This is a genomic window from Rhizobium sp. L9 (genome assembly GCF_002531885.1).
Classification (GTDB): Bacteria; Pseudomonadota; Alphaproteobacteria; order Rhizobiales; family Rhizobiaceae; genus Rhizobium.
The window spans coordinates 113,696-133,545 of record NZ_NWSZ01000017.1 but is presented as its reverse complement, the minus strand read 5'-3'; the positions used below and the strand labels follow the sequence as shown (position 1 = coordinate 133,545).

17 protein-coding genes and 1 pseudogene are annotated in these 19,850 nt (G+C 62.4%); 10 read left to right on the top strand and 8 right to left on the bottom strand.

Annotation, left to right across the window (positions count from 1 at the left end; translation table 11 throughout):
• Nucleotides 1–258: 258 nt before the first annotated feature.
• Both CO660_RS17955 and CO660_RS17950 read right to left on the bottom strand, forming a co-directional pair.
• Nucleotides 259–2,598, bottom strand: a complete 2,340-nt coding sequence (locus tag CO660_RS17955) for a glucose/quinate/shikimate family membrane-bound PQQ-dependent dehydrogenase (RefSeq protein WP_097599860.1) — start codon at nt 2,596–2,598, stop codon at nt 259–261.
• A gap of 140 nt (nt 2,599–2,738) precedes the next feature.
• A complete protein-coding gene (locus CO660_RS17950; protein ID WP_097599859.1) occupies nt 2,739–4,241 on the bottom strand; it encodes a protein adenylyltransferase SelO in 1,503 nt (500 codons plus the stop codon).
• Between the two features lie 260 nt (nt 4,242–4,501).
• Here CO660_RS17950 and CO660_RS17945 point away from each other — a divergent pair, with 260 nt between their 5' ends.
• Complete coding sequence (locus CO660_RS17945) at nt 4,502–5,959, top strand: MFS transporter (RefSeq protein WP_097599858.1); 1,458 nt, start codon at nt 4,502–4,504, stop codon at nt 5,957–5,959.
• Nucleotides 5,960–5,979: 20 nt separating this feature from the next.
• Here the strand turns inward: CO660_RS17945 and CO660_RS17940 are convergent, their stop codons facing one another.
• Together CO660_RS17940 and CO660_RS17935 are read right to left on the bottom strand one after the other, a co-directional pair.
• On the bottom strand, nt 5,980–6,519 hold the full coding sequence (locus CO660_RS17940) for a DUF1697 domain-containing protein (RefSeq protein WP_097599857.1): 540 nt from the start codon (nt 6,517–6,519) through the stop codon (nt 5,980–5,982).
• Between the two features lie 53 nt (nt 6,520–6,572).
• Nucleotides 6,573–8,681, bottom strand: a complete 2,109-nt coding sequence (locus tag CO660_RS17935) for a S9 family peptidase (RefSeq protein ID WP_097599856.1) — start codon at nt 8,679–8,681, stop codon at nt 6,573–6,575.
• Nucleotides 8,682–8,924: 243 nt separating this feature from the next.
• Between CO660_RS17935 and CO660_RS17930 the strand changes: the two genes are divergently transcribed.
• Both CO660_RS17930 and CO660_RS17925 read left to right on the top strand, forming a co-directional pair.
• Nucleotides 8,925–9,314: a DUF930 domain-containing protein gene (locus tag CO660_RS17930; protein ID WP_097599855.1), complete on the top strand. Its 390-nt coding sequence runs from the start codon at nt 8,925–8,927 to the stop codon at nt 9,312–9,314.
• A 98-nt stretch (nt 9,315–9,412) separates the two neighbouring features.
• A complete protein-coding gene (locus CO660_RS17925; RefSeq protein WP_097599940.1) occupies nt 9,413–10,210 on the top strand; it encodes a polysaccharide deacetylase family protein in 798 nt (265 codons plus the stop codon).
• 52 nt (nt 10,211–10,262) lie between these two features.
• Here CO660_RS17925 and CO660_RS17920 read toward each other — a convergent pair whose 3' ends face one another.
• Together CO660_RS17920 and CO660_RS17915 are read right to left on the bottom strand one after the other, a co-directional pair.
• Nucleotides 10,263–11,555, bottom strand: coding sequence for an FAD-dependent oxidoreductase (locus CO660_RS17920; protein ID WP_097599854.1), 1,293 nt, complete (start codon nt 11,553–11,555; stop codon nt 10,263–10,265).
• Nucleotides 11,556–11,573: 18 nt separating this feature from the next.
• A complete protein-coding gene (locus tag CO660_RS17915) occupies nt 11,574–12,740 on the bottom strand; it encodes an AI-2E family transporter (protein WP_097599853.1) in 1,167 nt (388 codons plus the stop codon).
• Nucleotides 12,741–12,955: 215 nt separating this feature from the next.
• On the opposite strand from CO660_RS17915, the pseudogene CO660_RS33865 reads away from it, so the two are divergent.
• A pseudogene (locus CO660_RS33865) lies at nt 12,956–13,338 on the top strand (hypothetical protein).
• 11 nt (nt 13,339–13,349) lie between these two features.
• On the opposite strand, the gene CO660_RS17905 reads toward CO660_RS33865, so the two are convergent.
• On the bottom strand, nt 13,350–14,210 hold the full coding sequence (locus CO660_RS17905) for a VOC family protein (RefSeq protein WP_097599852.1): 861 nt from the start codon (nt 14,208–14,210) through the stop codon (nt 13,350–13,352).
• A 279-nt stretch (nt 14,211–14,489) separates the two neighbouring features.
• Here CO660_RS17905 and CO660_RS17900 point away from each other — a divergent pair, with 279 nt between their 5' ends.
• The 4 genes from CO660_RS17900 (at nt 14,490) to CO660_RS17885 (ending at nt 17,206) form a co-directional block, all read left to right on the top strand.
• On the top strand, nt 14,490–14,909 hold the full coding sequence (locus CO660_RS17900; protein ID WP_085777466.1) for a universal stress protein: 420 nt from the start codon (nt 14,490–14,492) through the stop codon (nt 14,907–14,909).
• A 129-nt stretch (nt 14,910–15,038) separates the two neighbouring features.
• Nucleotides 15,039–15,707, top strand: coding sequence for a hemolysin III family protein (locus tag CO660_RS17895; protein ID WP_097599851.1), 669 nt, complete (start codon nt 15,039–15,041; stop codon nt 15,705–15,707).
• A 110-nt stretch (nt 15,708–15,817) separates the two neighbouring features.
• The gene (locus CO660_RS17890) at nt 15,818–16,333 is read left to right on the top strand and encodes a GNAT family N-acetyltransferase (protein WP_097599939.1); all 516 of its coding nucleotides are present in this window, start codon (nt 15,818–15,820) and stop codon (nt 16,331–16,333) included.
• Nucleotides 16,334–16,504: 171 nt separating this feature from the next.
• Nucleotides 16,505–17,206: a pentapeptide repeat-containing protein gene (locus tag CO660_RS17885; RefSeq protein ID WP_097599938.1), complete on the top strand. Its 702-nt coding sequence runs from the start codon at nt 16,505–16,507 to the stop codon at nt 17,204–17,206.
• An 85-nt stretch (nt 17,207–17,291) separates the two neighbouring features.
• Here the strand turns inward: CO660_RS17885 and CO660_RS17880 are convergent, their stop codons facing one another.
• Nucleotides 17,292–17,564: an aspartate-semialdehyde dehydrogenase gene (locus CO660_RS17880; protein ID WP_097599850.1), complete on the bottom strand. Its 273-nt coding sequence runs from the start codon at nt 17,562–17,564 to the stop codon at nt 17,292–17,294.
• Between the two features lie 279 nt (nt 17,565–17,843).
• On the opposite strand from CO660_RS17880, the gene groES reads away from it, so the two are divergent.
• Nucleotides 17,844–18,158, top strand: a complete 315-nt coding sequence (gene groES, locus CO660_RS17875) for a co-chaperone GroES (RefSeq protein WP_097599849.1) — start codon at nt 17,844–17,846, stop codon at nt 18,156–18,158.
• A gap of 51 nt (nt 18,159–18,209) precedes the next feature.
• A complete protein-coding gene (gene groL / locus CO660_RS17870; RefSeq protein WP_097599848.1) occupies nt 18,210–19,838 on the top strand; it encodes a chaperonin GroEL in 1,629 nt (542 codons plus the stop codon).
• The last annotated feature ends 12 nt before the right edge of the window (nt 19,839–19,850 follow it).

The window sequence follows — 19,850 nt, the reverse complement described above, 5'->3', positions numbered from 1 at the left end:
CCGTCGTGCCGCCGTCTATGTCGCCGAGGCCGGCGATAGAGGCTCCCGGCATCCGCTTTTTGCTTGACCCGAGCATCCATGCACCTGACTTCAGGGTGGGTTTCGCCGGACGTCAGCTCTCCAGTCGGCGCCCGCAGCATGGATCGCCGGGTCAGGCCCGCCGATGACGGAATGTGAGGGAAACGCGGGTGATCGAAACGCTCCACTTTCCGTGGGGCTCATGCGGCGGCCGCATGGAGCTCGCGAGAAGATTTCCCATCACGGTAGCGTATACGCGATCACGTAATCGCCGGGCGTGGTGCCGACCGAGCCGTGGCCGCCGGCGACCATGACGACATATTGCTTGTTGTCGTCGGTCGTATAGGTCATCGGCGTCGCCTGGCCGCCGGCCGGCAGGCGCGCCCGCCAGAGCTCGCGCCCGTTGGTCACGTCATAGGCGCGCAGGTAGTTGTCGACCGCCGCGCCGAGGAAGGCGAGTCCTCCTTTGGTCAGCATCGGCCCGCCGATGCCGGGCACGCCCACCTTGAAGGGCAGCGGCAGCGGCGTCATGTCATGGACGGTTCCGTTCTTGTGCATATAGGCGATCTTGCCGGTGCGCAGGTCGACTCCGGCGACATAGCCCCATGGCGGCGCCTGGCAGGGGATCTGCAGCGGTCCGAGGAAGGGACCCATGAAGACGCCGTAGGGTGCGCCGTCATTGCGGTTGAGCCCCTGTTCGCTGCCCTTCTCGTCCTGTCCTCGCGGCGGAATGTCGGCGGCCGGTACCAGGCGCGAGGTGAAGGCGAGATAGGTCGGCATGCCGAACATGATCTGCCGCTCCGGATCCACAGCCACCGAGCCCCAGTTGAAGGTGCCGAAATTGCCGGGATAGACGATCGTGCCTTTCAGCGACGGCGGCGTGTAGCGGCCCTCGTAGCGGTAGCGGTGAAAGTCGATGCGGCAGAGGAGCTGGTCGAACAGCGATACGCCCCACATGTCCTTTTCCCGAAGCGGCTCGGGCGTGAAGGTGAGGTCGGAGATCGGCTGCGTCGGCGACGTATGATCGCCCGAGACTGCGCCGCCGGGCGCCGGAATCTCCTTGGTCGGGATGATCGGCTCGCCGCTGCGCCGGTCGAGCACATAGAGATCGCCCTGCTTGGTCGGGCCGACGAGGGCGGGAACCACGCTGCCGTCAGGCTTGGTCAGATCGATGAGCGCCGGCTGGGCCGGCACGTCCATGTCCCAGAGGTCGTGATGCACCGTCTGGCGCACCCAGCGCAGCTGGCCGCTGGCGATATCGAGCGCGACGATCGAAGAAGAGAATTTCTCGACATTGTCGCTGCGGCCGATGCCGATCTGATCGGGCACCTGGTTGCCGAGCGGGATGTAGACCATACCGAGCGCCTCGTCGACGCTGAAGACCGACCAACTGTTCGGCGAGTTGGTCGTGTAGGTCTGGCCATCGGCGATCGGCGTCGTCACGTCGGGATTGCCGGAGTCCCAGTTCCAGATCAGCGCGCCGGTTTTGATGTCGAAGGCGCGGATGACCCCGGATTGTTCCTCGGTGGAATAATTGTCGTTCACCGCCCCGCCGATGATGATCTTGCCGGCTACCGCGACCGGCGGCGAGGTGGAATAATAATAGCCGGCCGGATTGAAGCGCATGCCGGTTTCGAGATGCAGCACGCCCTGATCGGCAAAGCCGGTGCAGACCTTTCCGTCGGCCGCATCGAGCGCGATCAGCCGGGCGTCTGAGGTCGGCAGGTAGACGCGCTCGGCGCAGGGCTGGCCGGCGGCGGCATCGGGATCGGCATAATAGGTGACGCCGCGGCAGGTCTGGTGCTGCCGGTTGGGATTCATGCCGGAATTGGCGTCGTATTTCCATTTTTCCTTGCCGGTCTTGGCGTCGAGTGCGATCGCCCAGTTATGCGGCGTGCAGAGATAGAGCGTGTCCTTCACCTTCAGCGGCGTCACCTGATAGGTTGTCTCGCTGATATCCTCCGGCCGCTTGACGTCGCCGGTTTGGTACCGCCAGGCTTCCTTCAAGGTGGAGACATTCTCGACATTGATCTGGTCGAGCGGCGAATAGCGCTGGCCGAACGGCGTGCGGCCATATTGGTGCCATTCGCCGTCCGGCACGCTACCGCCGAAGCTTGGATTGGCGGCGACCGCATCCTTCGGCAGATCGCCGGCCAGATCATGCGGATCCGTCGTCATCGAATAGACGGCGACGAGGATAGCGAGAATGACCGGCACGGCGAGCGGCCAGGGATTAGCGCCGTAGACAATGCCGGTCGGGCTGCGAAAGCCGAGCGGCCGACGGATCCAGGGCGTCAGCAGCCAGAGGCCGAGCAGGATGATGACGCCGCCGCGCGGGCCGAGCTGCCACCAGTCGAATCCCACCTCCCAGATCGCCCAGGCGAGTGCGGCGACCACGAGCACCGCATAGACCCAGAGCGCCACCGCCTTGCGCATCAGCAGCAGCGCTGCGGTGATGACGAACATCAGGCCGGCAAACAGATAGAAAATGCTGCCGCCGAGCGAGATGAGCCAGAGCCCGCCGCCGCCGAGCGCAACCCCGATGATGATGAAGAGAATGGAGGTGATGACGAGCGCCATAAGGCTGTCTCCCGCGTGGGTTAGCCGGTGGGGGATCAGCGGAAAAGGTCCGCCGGTCAGGCAGATAGAGCGAGGGAGATGCCTTTCAACGGCTGCATTTGCCGCAGGTGGATGTCACGGTACGGTTGTATTGAAGCCGCTTAGGTCCCGCAGAAAGTCTGCAGCACTCGTTCCTCCGGCTTCGGCGGTTCCATATAAGCGGCAAATTCCGGCTGGTCTTCGTACGGCTTCGACAGCACGGTGAGCAGCGTCTCGAACAGCGAGAAATCGCCGTGTTCGACCGCAGCCTCGATCGCCTGTTCGACCCGGTGGTTGCGGGGGATGAAGGCTGGGTTGGCGCGGCGCATGGCGCCGGCGCGTTGGGCCGCTGTCTGCGGATCGCGCGATAATCTCTCGCGCCACCGCGTGAGCCAGGGGGTGCAGGCTTCCGGTTCCCGGAAGCTCCGGGCAAAGGCGGGCTCTGCGCCGTCGTTGCCGGCCAGATCGGACAGCCGTCGGAATGTCACGGTGAAATCGGCGCCCTGTGCCTGCATCAGCGACAGCAGCGCCTGGACAAGCTCGAGATCGCCATCTTCTTTGCCGGCAAGGCCGATTTTTCTTCGCATGCCGGCAAGCCACTCGGCCTGGAACCGCTCGCCATAGGCGCGGATGATGGCATTGGCCTTGTCGACCGCGCCGTCCGGCTCAGGGCCGATCAGCGGCAGCAGCGTTTCGCCGAGCCGGGCAAGGTTCCACTGGCCGATGGCCGGCTGATTGGCATAGGCATAACGGCCATGCTGGTCGATCGACGAGAAGACGGTCGCCGGGTTATAGACATCCATGAAGGCGCAAGGGCCGAAGTCGATCGTCTCGCCAGATACCGTCATGTTATCCGTATTCATCACGCCATGGATGAAGCCGACATGCAGCCAGCGGGCGATCAGCGCCGCCTGGCGCTCCGCGATAGCCGAAAACAGCGCGAGATGGGGTTCTTCGGCAGCCTTCAGTTCGGGATAGTGGCGGTCGACTACATAATCGGCGAGCGCCCGCACGCCGTCTGTGTCGCCCCTTGCGGCGAAATACTGGAAAGTGCCGACACGGATATGGCTCGCCGCCACCCGGGTGAAAACCGCGCCCGGCAGCACCTCTTCGCGATAGACCGGTTCGCCCGTTGTCACGGCCGCCAGCGCCCGGGTGGCGGGAATGCCGAGCGCGAACATCGCCTCGCTAATGATATATTCTCTGAGCACCGGCCCGATTGCCGCCCGGCCGTCGCCGCGGCGCGAAAAAGGTGTCGGCCCGGCGCCCTTCAGCTGGATATCGAAACGCTTGCCGCTGCGGTCGACCACCTCACCGAGCAGGATCGCCCGGCCGTCGCCGAGCTGCGGCGAGAAGCCGCCGAACTGATGCCCGGCATAGGCCATCGCCAGCGGTTCGGCCCCTTCGGGAACGAGATTGCCGGAAAAGATCGCCGCGCCGTCGCGGCGTAGCGTCTCGACGTCAAGGCCGAGCTCGGCGGCCAACGGTTCGTTCAGCTTGATCAGCCGGGGCTCGGCCACCGGCGTCGGCGTTTGTGGCGCAAAGAAGCGCTCGGGCAAGCCGACATAGCTGTTGTCGAACGGAAAGGCCGCACCGGATCGGATTTTCTGCGGGGTCGAGGTCATTGTTCATAGGTAGGGCCGGGGTGGCCCGCGCGCAAGCCGGTCTTGCGCGCCCGGTCGGTCGGCCGTCACGCAGATCATGCCGATGCAAGGAATCGTGATCTGCTTTTACCTCTCGTCAAAGCTGCTTTGCCAGAAAGGCCATAGCCCCGCCATGATCTCGGGCGTATAGCAGATCGTCTCCCCTTGGCTTTGTGCCATGTCATCCCCGCGGCCTTGCTGCTTCCTCTGCTCCGCCGCGCCACCGTGAGTGATTCCGGACGATGTCGGATCAGATTTGCCAGGCGCCGATGGTTCGGCGCGCCGCGCCCAATTTTCGGGTTATCGCGATGATCGTCGCAAGTGCGATGCTGATGGAAAATATCGACGCGACCGTGCTGGCGACCGCGCTGCCCACCATGGCGCGCGATTTCGCTGTGAGCGCGCCGGCCATGTCGATCTCACTGACCTCCTATCTCCTCAGCCTGGCGATCTTCATTCCGGCGAGCGGCCGGATGGCCGACAGCTTCGGTTCGCGCACAGTGTTCAGGGCGGCGATCGCCGTCTTCGTCATCGGCTCCGTCCTCTGCGCGCTGGCCCCGACGCTGCTCTTCCTGGTGCTGGCGCGGCTGCTGCAGGGAATGGGTGGCGCCATGATGATGCCGGTCGGCCGTCTGGTGCTGATGCGCAGCGTCGCCCGCAAGGATATGGTCAGCGCCATGTCCTGGCTGCTGGTGCCGGCGTTGATCGGCCCGATCGTCGGTCCGCCGCTCGGCGGCTTCATCGTCACCTATCTCGACTGGCGCTGGATCTTCTACATCAACGTGCCGATCGGCATTATCGGCATGATCTTCGTCTCGATCTATATCGACGAGGTCAAGGGCAAGGCGGCCGGCCCCTTCGATACGATCGGCTTCATTCTCTCTGGCATTTCGCTCGGCTCGCTGCTCTTCGGCTTCGAAATGTCGAGCCATGAGGGCGAGGGCGCCTTTTCGATCTTCCTGATATCAGTCGGCCTCATCTTCGGCATTGCCTATTTGAGGCATGCCCGCCGGCATCCCTCGCCGATCATGGATTTTTCGCTGATGAAGGTGCCGAGTTTCGGCACATCAGTCATCGCCGGTTCGCTGACCCGCATCACCCAGGGCGCGCAGCCTTTCCTGCTGCCGCTGCTGTTCCAGATCGGCTTCGGGCTGTCGGCCGCCGCAGCCGGCCAGATCGTTATCGCCACCGCGCTCGGCGCTCTGGCAATGAAGCCGATGGCGCGGTTCGTCTTCAGCCGGCTTGGTTTCCGCCGAAGTCTCGTTCTCAACGGCATCCTCGGCACGGCCGGTTATGCCCTCTGCGCCGCCTTTCGGCCGGACTGGCCGATGCCGCTCATCTTCGTCGTCCTGGTGCTCAGCGCCTTCTTCCTGTCCTTCCAGTTCACCGCCTACAACACCATTGCCTATGACGAGATCGAAAAGGAGCGGATGAGCTCGGCCACCAGCTTCTACACCACTTTCCAGCAGCTGATGCTGTCGCTCGGCATCTGCGTCGGGGCCTTGGCGCTGCACGGCTCGATGGCCTTCAACAATGTCGAAACGCCGTCGCTGGACGATTTCTCTACTGCCTTCATTGTCGTCACCCTCATCTCGATCACCGCGACCGTCTGGAATCTACGTTTCTCGCCGACCGCTGGCGAGGAGATCAGCGGCTATAAGGCCAGAGGGATGAAGGTGCCTGGAGAAACAAAGGCTTGACGCGCGTCGCTTGAATCAAATTATGCGCGCTGCGCTCGGTCGTTGCCCTCCATGTCAGCGGCCAGTTCCGCAAGCTTGCGGACGGTGTTGAGATTGCGCGAGGTCCCGGGCTTCAGCGCCGGCAGCTTCAGCTTCGAGCGGCCGGATCCATTGGGATAATGCACATAGATCTCCCGCCCGGCGAGCTTCGCCTCCTCGCCATCGGGCGCAGACATTTTCTCCAGCGCATCAGCGGAGGCCTTTTCGGGCAGGAAGTAGACGAGCAGGAAATTCGGCTTGGCATCGGGAAAAGGGGCGTTGGCGACGATATCATCAAGCTCTTTACGGCTGCGCACCATCACGCCTGGACGTTTGCCCATCTTGCGGCCGAGCGCTTCGTCGAGCCGCTCCTCCACCGTCTTTTCCGCCTCATCCGAGCGGAAAACCACATTGCCGCTCTGGATGTAGGTTTTCACGTCGGTAAAGCCGAGGCCTTCGCAGATCGCTTTGAGTTCGGTCATCGGCAAAGAGCCGGTGCCGCCGACATTGATGGCGCGGAGGAGGGCGATGTAGACGGGCATTTCTCTCTCCCTTTGCCGTGGGGGGCGCCACACGGCACGCCCCATCCAACCCCTTACATCTTCCCCGCCACCTTGATCGCAAACGCATACTCGAACGCAATCTCCTCCAGCCGCTGGAAGCGTCCCGACGCCCCGCCATGGCCGGCGTCCATGTTGGTCTTGAGCAGGATCGGCGCCTCGCCCGTTGTCTTGTCCCGCAGTTTCGCCACCCACTTGGCCGGCTCCCAATAAGTGACGCGCGGATCGGTCAGGCCGCCTAGCGCCAGGATCGGCGGGTAGGCCTTTGCCTCGACATTGTCATAGGGCGAATAGGCGGCGATCTGCTCGTATTCCTCCTTGCTGTCGATCGGGTTGCCCCATTCCGGCCATTCCGGCGGGGTGAGCGGCAGCGTGTCATCAAGCATGGTGTTGAGCACGTCGACGAACGGAACGGCGGCGATGATGCCGGCGAACTTCTCCGGCGCCATGTTGGCGACGGCGCCCATCAGCATGCCGCCGGCCGATCCGCCTTCGGCGATGATCTTCGCGTAAGAGGTGAACTTCTGTTGATTCAGATAATCCGCCGCGGCGACGAAGTCCTTGAAGCTATTCGTCTTCTTGTCCATCTTGCCGTCTTCGTACCAGGCAAAGCCCTTGTCCTTGCCGCCACGGATATGGGCGATGGCATAGACGAAGCCGCGGTCGGCAAGCGACAGGCAATTGGTGTTGAAGCCGGCCGGAATGGTGATGCCGTAGGCGCCGTAGCCGTAAAGCAGGCAGGGCGCTGAGCCGTCGAGCGCCGTATCCTTGCGATAGAGTAGGGTAACCGGCACCGTCTCGCCGTCCCATGCCGGGGCGAAAACGCGGCGGGTGACATAGTCCTCAGGATTGTGGCCGGAGGGTACTTCCTGAGTCTTCAGCAATGTGCGCTCGCGCGTCACCATATTGTAGTCGTAAAGCTGCGACGGCGTCGTCATGGAGGAATAGGAGAAGCGGATGACGTCGGTATCGTATTCCGCCGCGCCCGAAAGCCCGAGCGAATAGGCCTCCTCGGCAAAGGCGATCGCATGTTCCTCGCCGGTCGCCCGGTCGCGGATCATGATCCGCGGCAGCCCGTCCTTGCGCTCCAGCCACAGAAGATGGCGGGCATAGGCCATGTGGCTGATGATGAGCGTGCCGGGCTTGTGAGCGACGACTTCGCGCCAGTTTTCCTTGCCCGGATTGTCCACCGGCGCTTCCATGATCTTGAAATCCTTGGCCCCGCCGTCATTGGTCAGGATGTAGAAGACATCCCCGCCCTCGGTCAGCGAATATTCGATGCCTTCCTCGCGCGCTGCCACCAGCTTCGGCTGGGCTGTCAGATCCTTGGTCGACAGCAGCCGGTATTCGCTGGTCTCGTGGTCGTGAATATCGATATAGATGAAGTCGTCGAGCAGCGAGCCGCCGACACCCATGAAGAAGCCGGCATCGGCCTCCTCATAGACCAGCCGGTCTTCAGATTGGGGCTGCCCGAGTATGTGGTGGAACACCTTCGAGGGCCGGTGGTTCTCGTCGAGAGCCGAATAGAAGAAGCTCTTGCCGTCGGGCGCCCAGACGCCGCCGCCGCCGGTATTTTCGATCCGGTCGTTGAGATCTTCCCGGGTCGCGAGATCGCGCACTTTTAGCGTGAAGAACTCCGATCCCTTGTCGTCATAGCCCCAAATGCCGCGGCTATGGTCGCTTGTATGGTCGAGGCCGGCGAGGCGGAAATAGGCTTTGCCGGCGGCTTCTTCGTCGCCGTCGAGCAGCACGGTACGGATCGTCTCGTCGGCAACGTCGCCGTCACGGGGAATACGGAAATAACGCGGCTGTTCGCCGCCGGTCACATAGAACGTGCCATAGGCATAGGCGCCGTCCTTCATCGGTACCGAGCTGTCGTCTTCCTTGATGCGGCCGCGCATTTCGGCAGACAGCGCCTTCTGCAGCGGTTTGGTATCCTCCATCGCCGCATTCATATAGGCGTTTTCGGCTTCCAGATGCCGGCGGATCTCGGGGTCGAGGATCGACGGGTCCTTGAACATTGCCTGCCAGTTGTCGGCGCGCAGCCAGGCGTAATCGTCCGTGCGGGTAATGCCGTGGCGCGTATCGGAGACGGGCTTTTTCGGTGCGGCGGGCGGTGTCGGCAGGCTCTTGAAGACGGACAAGGAATTGGCTCCGGTGGAAATGTCGGGTTGGCAAGAGATAGAGGCGCGCCGCCGCCGGATCAAGCGCCAAGGGTGCAGGTGACCGTCCACAGTCGAGGAGACGGCACCGCCCGCCCTGCCTTGATGTCACCACAATATTTAAGGAGGTCCGCTATCACAGAGCGAATTTTGCACGCGCCCAGCCCCCGGCAAGCCGCCGGCGGCAGGATGAAGACTGTACAACAGTAAGGGATTTCCTCCGCAATGCCGAAACGTCTGCTCCTGTTTGTATCCCTGACCGGCTTGGCTGCCCCCGCCTTTGCCGTCGACCCGGCAATCAAGAAGCAGCTGGAAAAACTCGATCCCTCCACCCGCCTGGAACAGAGCTGCGACACGGAAGCGATGAGCCGCATCAACAAGGACAGCACCGGCTTCAAGCCCGACAAGGTGATCGCCTATACCTTCAAGGACCCGATCGCCGGCGACAATTCGCTGCAGGCGCCGGGCGCGGTCTTCCGCAGCAAGGGCGACTGGTATCATCTTTCCTACAATTGCATCACCGGCCCGCAGCATATCAACGTGCGCCAGCTCGACTACCAGATCGGTGAGAAGGTGCCGCGTGAGAAGTGGGACAAGTACTATCTCTACGATTGATGCGGTCTCCCGCCGGCGGCTGCGGTGACATCCGGCCACATGGCGTCTGGCAAGGCGAGCGGCTAGAGTTGCGGCGCTCGAATCGTAAAGTCCATGACATGAACCGCATCCTGCTCACATCGGCCTTGCTTCTCGCCTCCGTCTCCGCTGCATTGGCGGACGAAATGCCGCCGCCAATCGCTTCGGCTCCGGCCGCAATTGGTCCGTCCAAGGCGCCGGCGGTCAAGCTCGTCGAGCCGCGTCTGCATATCGCCCGTTCCAACATACCGGGCCATGCCCGCGTCGCGCTCACTTTCGACGCCTGCATGGGGCAGGCGGACGAGCGCATCCTTTCGACCCTCGTGCGCGAGCGCATTCCGGCAACGATCTTCGTCACCGCCCGCTGGCTGAAGCGCAACCCGCAAGCCCTTGCCGTCTTCCTGCAGAATCCGGATCTCTTCGAGCTCGAAAACCACGGCGAGAACCATATTCCGGCCGTCGATACGCCGACGCTCGTCTATGGCATCGCCTCGGCCGGCTCGCCGCAGGCGGTGCGGCAGGAAGTCCAAGGCGGCGCCGCCGCCATGGTCGCGGCCGGCATTCCCGCGCCGCACTGGTTCCGCGGCTCCACGGCCAAATACGATCTTTCCGCCATCGGCGAGATCCGCGCCATGGGATATCGCATCGCCGGCTATTCGGTGAATGGCGACGGTGGTTCGCTGCTCGGCGCTGTTATCACCGAAAAACGCATTGCCTCCGCCAAGGACGGCGATGTCGTCATCTCCCACATCAATCAGCCCACCCATGCGGCGGGGGAGGGTGTGGCGAAGGCACTGGTCGATCTCAAGACGAAGGGCACGGCGTTCGTTCGTCTTGAGGATGTCGAGGATATGGGCGACGACAAGACGACGGAGTAGGCTGCGGTTGAAGATGTGCCGTGTGGCGCGCGCAATAGCCAAAGCGAAGCCTCTACCGCAACGCATCTCCAGCCCCCCACCTGCCCTCGCCAAACCGCCGTATCCCCGGTCCTTGCCGGTCGAGCGCAAAGTCCTCGAACCAGTCGCGGTAGATCCCCGCAATCATCGCCCCGATCATCTGGGCGGCGAGATAGGAGAAGGTGATGCCGTTGCCGCCATAACCGTGGGCGGCGAAGACATGCGGCATCCCGGGCGCCGGGCCGATCAGCGGCAGGCCGTCGGCCGTCTCGCCGAAGGTTCCGCCCCAGGCATGGGCGATGCGGGTATCCGCTCTCGGCCATAACCGCTTCATCTTCTCCTGGACAGCGCTGATCTTGGCCGGCAGCTTTCGATCCCGCGCCGCGGCATCTGTCGTACCGTCGTCCTCGCCGCCGGCGACGATGCGATTGTCCGCGGTCGTGCGCATGTAGAGATAGGGATGGTTGTCCTCCCAGAGCAAGGCCCGGTCGCGCCAGAATGTGGCGGGATCCTGCGGCACGGTGGCGAAGGCCCAGCTCGAACTTGTGCGGTGCAGCTTCGGCATGTCGAAGCCCGGCATCGAATAGCCGGTCGCCAGCACGACATGCCGCGCTTCGATGACATAGGTGCCGTCCGTCTCCGCCGTGACGCAATCGCCTTCGCTGTGCAGCGCGGTCACGGAAGCGCTGACCAGTTGCGCGCCGCGCCGGATCGCCATTGCGATCAGCGCCCAGGTGAGCAGCAGCGGATCGGCCTCCGCCGAACCCGGCGAATAGATTGCGCCATCGCGATCGAATTCGAATTGGGTAAAGAGATCAGGATGTTCGAGATAGACGCCGGGCAGCCCCGCCCGCCGGCGAAGCTGGCGCTCTTCCCTGAGATCGCGGGCGCCTTCCAGGTTGCAGGCGAGATAAAGCGTGTTGCGCGGCCGGAAGCCGCAGGCGATTCCGTTCGCTGCGATCAGCTTCGAAAGACCGGCCACGGCAGCGGCGCTGCGGCGATAGATTCCGGCCGCTCGTTCGAAGCCGTAATAGGCCTCGAGTTCCGTGAGCGTGCTGTCGATTTCCCATTGCAGCATCGCGGTGCTGGCGGCAGTGCTGCCGAAGCCTGGCTCTTCCCGGTCGATGATAACAACGGAAAAGCCGCGCGCTGTCAGATGATCTGCGATCAGCGCGCCGGTGATGCCGCCGCCGATCACCGCAACATCGGTCGAAAAGCTCTGGGCCAGCGGCCTCCATTGCGGACGTATGGCATTCTTCCCCCAGAGCGAACGGCCGCTGACCATCTGGTCATGATCGGATTCGTCGAGATCGAGATCGGCCGCCACTTATGTCTCCTCGCTTGATCACTTCGGCAATTGCGGCTGCGGTTTTTCCTCGATCAGCAGTTCCTCGATGATAGTCATGACGATCAGCGACAGCGGCAGCGCCAGCATTGCGCCGACGGCACCCCACATCCAGGTCCAGAACAGGATGGCGAGGAAGACGATAAAGGGATTGATTTCCAGCCGCCGCCCCATCACCGCCGGGAAGATCAGGTTCTCCATGACGAGATGCACGGTGAAGAAGGCTGCCGCCGGCACCAGGCCGACGATGAAGCCGTCATAGGTAATGATCCCGGCGATGGCGACGGAGAGCGTCATCAGCGTGATGCCGAGATAGGGAATAAAGCTCGACAGGAAGGCGAAGAAGCCCCAGAGCACCGGCGCCGACAAGCCGCTCGCATAGGCGATGATGGTCATGACGACGCCAAGCCCGATGTAGATCAGCGAAGCGGTGGCGAAATAGAAGCCGAGCACCTGCTCGACGCCATTGATGACGCGGATCGCCGCCAGTCGTTGTGGGCGGGTGCGGAAGGTCATGATGATCGTCTTGCGCAGATTGACCCGGCTGGCAAGAAAGAGCAGCAGCGCGGCGAAGAAGATCAGTCCCTGTACCAGCGCCGGCGTCAGGCTTGTTGTCACCACATGCAGCACATTTCCGGTGTTTTCGAGCAGCGCACCGATCGACATCGGACCGCTTTCGAACGTCGCCGGCGTGATGTGCAGCCATTCGATGCGCTCCAGATAGGGCATGATGCGGCTTATCATCCGTTCGACGAAAGCCGGGGCTTCGTTGGCAAGGGTCGCCAGCGGATCAGCAAGCGAACTGACCAGCAGGACGATGACCAAAGCGACGCCGCTTGACAGAAGGAAAGCGTTGGCAAGCCTTGGTACGCCCATTTTGCTGAGATTTTCAGCGGCGAGGCCGAGAATCATGCCGACGACGACGGCAAGGGTGACCGGAATGAGGATCAGCGACATCGTGTAGACGGCGGCAAGGCCGAGGATGGCGAAAATGCCGATGATCGCCCAGGCCATGCTGATGTCGAGCCCGTCCTTCTCGAGCCGGTGCACCGGCGGGACGGGAAGTTCCTCCGCTGCCTCCTGCAACGACTTGGCCCAGGCACTGGGTTGGCGTTCGCCGATGGCGATCTTCTTTGCGTGTTTGCGGATGCCGTTGGCGATGCCCATGCGGTGAGGTCCCTGAAGCCCCATTGCTTCGCCACAAAAACGCGCCGATGCGGTTCCGGTTCCGCCGGTCCATGGCGCCGTCGTTAAAGACATCGGTCAGCCTGCGGGCAAGGGCGCCGAAGCATTCATCCTTTCATCGGCTCGCGCGCCGATTTGATCCTGCCGCCGGAACAACCTCGCGGTTGCCGGCGTTCGACCTCGGAAGGAGAGTGCTCATGATTGCAGATCCCGATCAGACGAAAACCACCGAGACCTATTCGACCGATCCCCCCTATGCGGAGGAGGCGAGACTGAAAGCCGCCGATCAGCGGCGCTGGTGGGTTTGGAACGTTCTTGTGGCGGGCGCGGCAGTTCTTATCATTGCCGGCGTAAGCGTTGCGATCTGGCCCAATCCAGCAACAATGATCCGACGGCGACGGCTTCGACCAAGCCGGATGCGATCAATACGCAGCCCTCCGGTCCCGGCGCCTTCAACAACGACCCGGCCTCCGGCCCTGCACGGCCACCCGAAGCGACAGACCGGTCGCCAACGCCGAGCGGAAACGGCGGCGGACCGACGCAGGTGACGACGCCATCAGGAACCGAGAAGGTTCAATAGCGTTTGCAGGTTCAGGCCGAAAGTGTCAGGCCGATGCCCCAGGGATCTTTGAGGAAGACGCCGCCGTCGCGCTTCTCGCTGTTGAGCTCCAGCGCGTCGAGCCTGGAAACCGCCGCGTCGAGCGTCGCCTTGTCGTTGAAACGGATCCGGTAGTCCGAAAGCCCGGTCATATTGTCGGCGCGGGCGGTCGCGCCCTGGCTGTTCCAGATGTTGGCGGCGAGATGGTGGTGATAGCCGCCGGTCGCAAAGAAGCTCGCGCCGGGATAACGGGCCATCAGCTTGAGGCCGAGCACGTCGCGGTAGAAGGCGTCGGCCTGCGGGATATCGCCGACCTGCAGGTGCAGATGGCCGATTGCAGTTCCCTCAGCCATGCCGCCCCAGCGATCCTCCGGTGCGCTGTTATAGAGGGCCTGCAGGTCTAGCCGCCGCGTCGCCATTTCGACCATGCCATCCTCAAGGAATTTCCATCCCTCGTGTGGCCGATCGGCATAAATTTCTATGCCGTTGCCCTCGGGATCGGAAAGGTAGATCGCCTCGCTGACGAGATGGTCCGAGGCGCCGTCGAGCACAACGTTGTTTTGGGCGGCGTGGCGCAGCCAGCGCGCCAGTTCGGTGCGGTCGGGCATCAGGAAGGCTGTGTGGAAAAGGCCTGCGGCATTCCGTGGCGCGACTGCCGCGTCCTTTGCCATCGTCAGCGTCAGCAACGGATGGCCCCCGACACCCAGCACTTCGCCGCTCGTCGTCTTCTCGATGACCTTCAGGCCGAGCATCGACTGATAGAAGCCGGAAACAAGGCCGAGGTCGGTGACGACGAGATGCGACTGGTCGATATAGGCAGGGCGCGTCAGCGCATAGGATGTTTCTGTCGTCATCAATGGGTCTCCTGCCTCTGCAGTTGAAGGCGTACCGGCGGTGGCGGCAACCATGCCGCCCGTGGCAGATCCGAGGAAGTATCGCCGGTTCATGCGCCTGGTCTCTTCGGTTGCCGTACTTGATCTCTATATGGCCTATCCCGATTGTTCACAGAAGGCTTGTTTTTGAGGATGAAGCGTTGAGCAGATGTTGACGATGACCTTCACCGGCTTGATCGGAGTGAATGCGCCCATATCTTCATCTGAGCAAGCTTATGCATCTCAGTCATGGAGGGAGCCATGTACAGGAAAATCATCGTGGCGATCGCGCTCGGCAGCCTCGACAGGGGAGAGAACATTCTCCGCAAGGCCGCCTCGCTGCTCGACGCGGGCGGCCAGATCGTCGCGCTCAACGTCGTCGAGGATGTGCCGACCTATGTCGCGATCGAGCTGCCGGCCAACATGCTCGAGGACGCCATGAAGGATGGCCGCGACAAGCTGGAGGCGCTGGTCGCCGCAACCGGGGTCACGGCGACGATCGACATCCGCAACGGTCCGCCGGCCAAAGCCATCATCGCAGCCGCCGAAAGCCACGGCGCCGACCTCATCATCCTCGCCTCGCATATTCCGGACTTTTCCAACTACTTTATCGGCGCCACGGCCGACCGTGTCGTGCGGCACGCCAAGTGCTCCGTGCTGGTCGAGCGGCAGAAGATCTGAATCTGCGCCGCCGTCGAGGTCGCCTGTGTGGTCTGTCACGAAGATTTACCACGCGCACGATGCGCCGCAGTTGCGCCCCCGCCCGTTCGGTGCGACCATCGCAATCGGGTACGAAACGGGTTGGCGTGCATGGCCGAGTTCAACGGTATTCGCTGGGCTTACGACAGATATGAGCTGATCGCCGACGGCATCGTCCATGGCGTCGGTCTTGTGCTGGCGCTGATCGGCGCCACCGCTCTGATCTTCTACGCCACGGTCTGGAGCTCCCACGGCGCGCTCGCCGCCGCCTGGATCTATGGCGTCGGACTGGTGCTGACGCTTGCCATCTCCTTTTCCTACAATCTCTGGCCGGTCTCGCGCACCAAATGGTTCCTGCGCCGCTTCGATCATTCGGCGATCTTCATCCTGATCGCCGCCACCTATACGCCCTTCCTCGAACGCGGCGCCGACGATCCGCTGCTCTTCTTCATGCTGATGGCGATATGGCTATTCGCAGCTGTCGGCATCGTCCTGAAATGCGTGTTTCCAGGGCGCTATGACCGCCTCGCCATCCTGCTTTACCTAGCCATGGGTTGGAGCGGCGTGCTGGTGGCGGGGCCTGTCGCCGCGCGCATTCCCTCCGCTTCGATGCTGTTGATCGTTATCGGCGGCGTTATCTACTCGCTCGGCGTCATCTTCCATGTCTGGGAGAAACTACGTTTCCAGAACGCCATCTGGCACGGTTTCGTCGTCATCGCCGCGGCTGTGCATTATTCAGCCGTCTTCACCTGTTTCAGCCTGCCGATGCCAGCCTTCTGAGCTGCGGCCTGCCGAGCGCGTCCCGCGAGCCTTTCTCTGGCGTGTCAGCCGTTTACATCTTTTGATCAGCAGCGTATGCCAATCCGGCAGTCAATCCGAACCGGGTGATCATGACAGACGCCGTCCTTCTCCGCGACGCCACCGAAGCCGATCTTCCAGCCATCCGGGATATCTACAATCATGCCGTCGAGCACACGACGGCGATCTGGAACGAAACGTTCGTCGATCTCGAAAACCGACGGGAATGGCTGAGCGCGCGCAGGGGCCGCGGCTTTCCGGTCATTGTCGCCGAGATGGCGGGCAAGGTCGCGGGCTACGCCTCCTATGGCGACTGGCGCGCCTTCGAAGGCTATCGCCACACCGTCGAACATTCCGTCTATGTCGAAAAGGATCATCGCGGCGCCGGCATCGGCGAGGCCCTGATGCGCGAATTGATCGCGCGTGCGGCGGCCGCCAATATCCATGTGATGATCGCCGGCATCGAGGCTGATAACACAGCCTCGATCCGGCTGCACGAAAAGCTCGGCTTCCGCATTGCCGGCAGATTTTCCGAGGTCGGCACCAAGTTCGGCCGCTGGCTGGACCTCACCTGCATGGAGCTTCGCCTGCCCTGCGAGGCCGATTGAGCTGCCTGCCCAAGGCCGACGGAGGGACGAGCGCTCGCTGGACGGAGTGAACCGGCAAATCATTGCCGGAGCGGTCACCATCTTTTTATTGTATTCTGAGCTGTGTAGAAAAGAGAGGCCGCCTGCTTCGCGAGAGGCGGCGTGATAAGCGTCATGGAGATCAACAATTCAATGGTAATGCATAGATCGCCGTTCGGCCTCCTTGCCTTCCTTCTTCTCGCCGCTGCTCCGATTTCCTCGCGTGCTGCCGATTGCGGCAGCACGGCCTCGCCGAAGCTCGACTGGCAGGAATGCACGAAGAAGAACCTGATGCTGCAGGGCAGTGATCTCCAAGGCGCCAATCTCTTCAGCACCGATTTCTCGCTGACCGATCTCAGCGGTTCGAATTTCAAATCCGCCAATCTGGAAAAGGCGAGCTTGGTGCGCGCCTCGCTTGAGGGGTCACATGCCGAAGGGGCCAACTTCGCCAAGATCGAGGCCTATCGCGCCAGCTTCGCCAATATTGTCGCGGACGCCGCGTCCTTTGCCGGGGCCGAGCTGCAGCGCGCCAATTTCGCGGGAGCCCGGCTTTCCGGCGCGAGCTTTGAAAAGGCCGAACTCGGCCGCGCCGATTTCGATAAGGCGGTACTGACGGGGGTGAAATTCTCCTTCGCCAATCTCTCCCGCGCCGATCTCTCCAGCGCCGTCTTCGAAGGCCCGGCGACGTTCGAGCGCGCCTTCATGTTCCTGACCCGCATCGAAGGCCTTGACCTCTCGGCTGCCGCCGGCCTCGAGCAGGCGCAGATCGATCTGGCCTGCGGCGATGCCTCGACCAAATTGCCGGCAGGCCTTTCTGCGCCTTCAAATTGGCCATGCCCTGCCGAGCACGAGTGAACTCGGGCTTTTGCATAGATTCCGTGCAGGTTGACGAAAGCTATGGCAGCAATGCCTGGCCGACGTGGAATGTGTCCGGTTCGAACTAGTGCAGCCTTAACTCGCCAATGACCCGACGCCATTCATTCGGTCCGATCAGCCGCTGATGGCTATAGCGGACGGAATGCAGCGGTCCGTCAAGGTTGGACTGCCAGAAATCGAGGAACTTGTGCATTTCCGGAAGGCCCGGGGCGAGATCGTAATCCTGCCAGACATAAGTCTGCAGGACGGATTCGAAATCAGGAAGGCGGTAGAGGATGTGGGCAGTGGTAAGGCCGTAACCGCTGAGCTGGCGCTCTAGATCCGATGAAAATTGCATGCTTCATCTCCGTTTCACGACAACGAGAAGGTGGCGCATATCTTGACGTCCATCAACGGGATTCTCAACGCACCGGCGGCTTTTGTTGTTCCTTCTCAGAATGTTAGCAGCCACTTCGGGTGAGTGCTAATTTTTTCTCTGCGCCCTCTTGAAATCGAAAAATCGCAAAACCAGATCAATGCGCGCAAAACGCTCGACAGAGGTTTGCACCCGCCCGGACTGGTCATCCGGTCCGGCCAGGGGAACAACATCGTTATTGTTTGTCCATTGGAGGAAAACATGTCGTTCCGACCGCTTCATGACCGCATTCTCGTCCGCCGCGTCGATTCCGAAGAAAAGACCAAGGGCGGCATCATCATTCCCGATACCGCCAAGGAAAAGCCGCAGGAAGGCGAGGTCATCGCCGTCGGTCCTGGTGCGCGCAATGATGCCGGCCAGATCCAGGCGCTCGACGTCAAGGTCGGCGATCGCATCCTGTTCGGCAAATGGTCCGGCACGGAGATCAAGATCGACGGCGAGGATCTGCTGATCATGAAGGAAAGCGACGTCATGGGTGTTATCGAAGCCCAGGCGGCCAAAAAGATCGCCGCCTGAGGCGTTCGCCCCGCGTTAGTCAAAAAAGCTGCCTATTGAAGGAGTTAAAGAATGGCTGCGAAAGAAGTGAAATTCCATAGCGATGCCCGTGAACGCATGCTGCGTGGGGTCGATGTGCTGGCCAATGCCGTGAAGGTCACGCTTGGTCCGAAAGGCCGCAACGTCGTGATCGACAAGTCCTTCGGTGCGCCGCGCATCACCAAGGACGGCGTCTCGGTCGCCAAGGAAATCGAGCTCGAAGACAAGTTCGAGAACATGGGTGCGCAGATGCTGCGCGAAGTGGCGTCGAAGACGAACGACCTCGCCGGCGACGGCACCACGACCGCGACGGTGCTCGCCCAGGCGATCGTCAAGGAGGGTGCCAAGGCGGTCGCCTCCGGCATGAACCCGATGGACCTGAAGCGCGGCATCGACCTCGCCGTCGATGCTATCGTGGCGGAACTGAAGACCAACGCCCGCAAGATCTCCAACAATTCCGAAATTGCCCAGGTCGGCACGATCTCCGCCAATGGCGATGCCGAGATTGGCCGTTATCTCGCCGAGGCAATGGAAAAGGTCGGCAACGAGGGTGTGATTACCGTTGAGGAAGCCAAGACTGCCGAAACCGAACTCGAAGTCGTCGAAGGCATGCAGTTCGACCGGGGTTATCTCAGCCCCTACTTCGTCACCAATCAGGACAAGATGCGGGTCGAACTGGAGGATCCCTATATTCTCATTCATGAGAAGAAGCTGTCGAACCTGCAGTCGATGCTGCCGGTTCTCGAAGCCGTCGTTCAGTCGGGCAAGCCGCTCCTCATCATCGCTGAAGACGTCGAAGGCGAAGCGCTCGCAACGCTCGTCGTCAACAAGCTGCGCGGCGGCCTGAAGATAGCCGCCGTCAAGGCGCCTGGCTTCGGCGACCGCCGCAAGGCCATGCTGGAAGACATCGCCATCCTGACCGGCGGCACCGTCATCTCCGAAGATCTCGGCATCAAGCTCGAGAATGTGACGCTCAACATGCTCGGCCGGGCAAAGAAGGTGGCCATCGAAAAGGAAAACACCACCATCATCGACGGGGCCGGTTCGAAGGCGGAGCTCGACGGTCGTACCGCTCAGATCCGCGCGCAGATCGAGGAAACCACCTCCGACTATGACCGCGAGAAACTGCAGGAACGCCTTGCCAAGCTCGCCGGCGGTGTTGCCGTCATCCGCGTCGGCGGCTCGACAGAGGTCGAGGTGAAGGAGAAAAAGGATCGCGTCGACGACGCGCTGCATGCCACCCGCGCAGCGGTCGAGGAGGGCATTCTGCCGGGCGGCGGCGTGGCGCTGCTGCGTGCAGTCAAGGCGCTCGACGCCGTCAAGACGGCAAATGACGACCAGCGGGTCGGCGTCGACATCGTCCGCCGCGCGATCGAAGCCCCGGTTCGCCAGATTGCCGAAAACGCCGGCGCGGAAGGCTCCATCATTGTCGGCAAGCTGCGTGAGAAGAGCGAATTCTCCTATGGCTGGAACGCCCAGAGCGGCGAATATGGCGATCTCTACGCGCAGGGCGTCATCGATCCGGCCAAGGTGGTGCGCACCGCACTTCAGGACGCCGCCTCCGTTGCCGGCCTGCTGGTGACGACAGAAGCGATGATCGCTGAGAAGCCTAAGAAGGAAGCTACTCCGGCTATGCCCGCCGGCGCCGGCATGGACTTCTAACAGCGACCACTC

Coding starts and splice junctions, on each gene's coding strand:
- groL (WP_097599848.1), top strand. CDS start 18,210: ATGGCTGCGAAAGAAGTGAAATTCCATAGCGATGCCCGTGAACGCATG.
- CO660_RS17885 (WP_097599938.1), top strand. CDS start 16,505: ATGGTAATGCATAGATCGCCGTTCGGCCTCCTTGCCTTCCTTCTTCTC.
- CO660_RS17915 (WP_097599853.1), bottom strand. CDS start 12,740: ATGGGCATCGCCAACGGCATCCGCAAACACGCAAAGAAGATCGCCATC.
- groES (WP_097599849.1), top strand. CDS start 17,844: ATGTCGTTCCGACCGCTTCATGACCGCATTCTCGTCCGCCGCGTCGAT.
- CO660_RS17945 (WP_097599858.1), top strand. CDS start 4,502: ATGTCGGATCAGATTTGCCAGGCGCCGATGGTTCGGCGCGCCGCGCCC.
- CO660_RS17895 (WP_097599851.1), top strand. CDS start 15,039: ATGGCCGAGTTCAACGGTATTCGCTGGGCTTACGACAGATATGAGCTG.
- CO660_RS17900 (WP_085777466.1), top strand. CDS start 14,490: ATGTACAGGAAAATCATCGTGGCGATCGCGCTCGGCAGCCTCGACAGG.
- CO660_RS17940 (WP_097599857.1), bottom strand. CDS start 6,519: ATGCCCGTCTACATCGCCCTCCTCCGCGCCATCAATGTCGGCGGCACC.
- CO660_RS17930 (WP_097599855.1), top strand. CDS start 8,925: ATGCCGAAACGTCTGCTCCTGTTTGTATCCCTGACCGGCTTGGCTGCC.
- CO660_RS17955 (WP_097599860.1), bottom strand. CDS start 2,598: ATGGCGCTCGTCATCACCTCCATTCTCTTCATCATCATCGGGGTTGCG.
- CO660_RS17950 (WP_097599859.1), bottom strand. CDS start 4,241: ATGACCTCGACCCCGCAGAAAATCCGATCCGGTGCGGCCTTTCCGTTC.
- CO660_RS17925 (WP_097599940.1), top strand. CDS start 9,413: ATGAACCGCATCCTGCTCACATCGGCCTTGCTTCTCGCCTCCGTCTCC.
- CO660_RS17880 (WP_097599850.1), bottom strand. CDS start 17,564: ATGCAATTTTCATCGGATCTAGAGCGCCAGCTCAGCGGTTACGGCCTT.
- CO660_RS17905 (WP_097599852.1), bottom strand. CDS start 14,210: ATGACGACAGAAACATCCTATGCGCTGACGCGCCCTGCCTATATCGAC.
- CO660_RS17890 (WP_097599939.1), top strand. CDS start 15,818: ATGACAGACGCCGTCCTTCTCCGCGACGCCACCGAAGCCGATCTTCCA.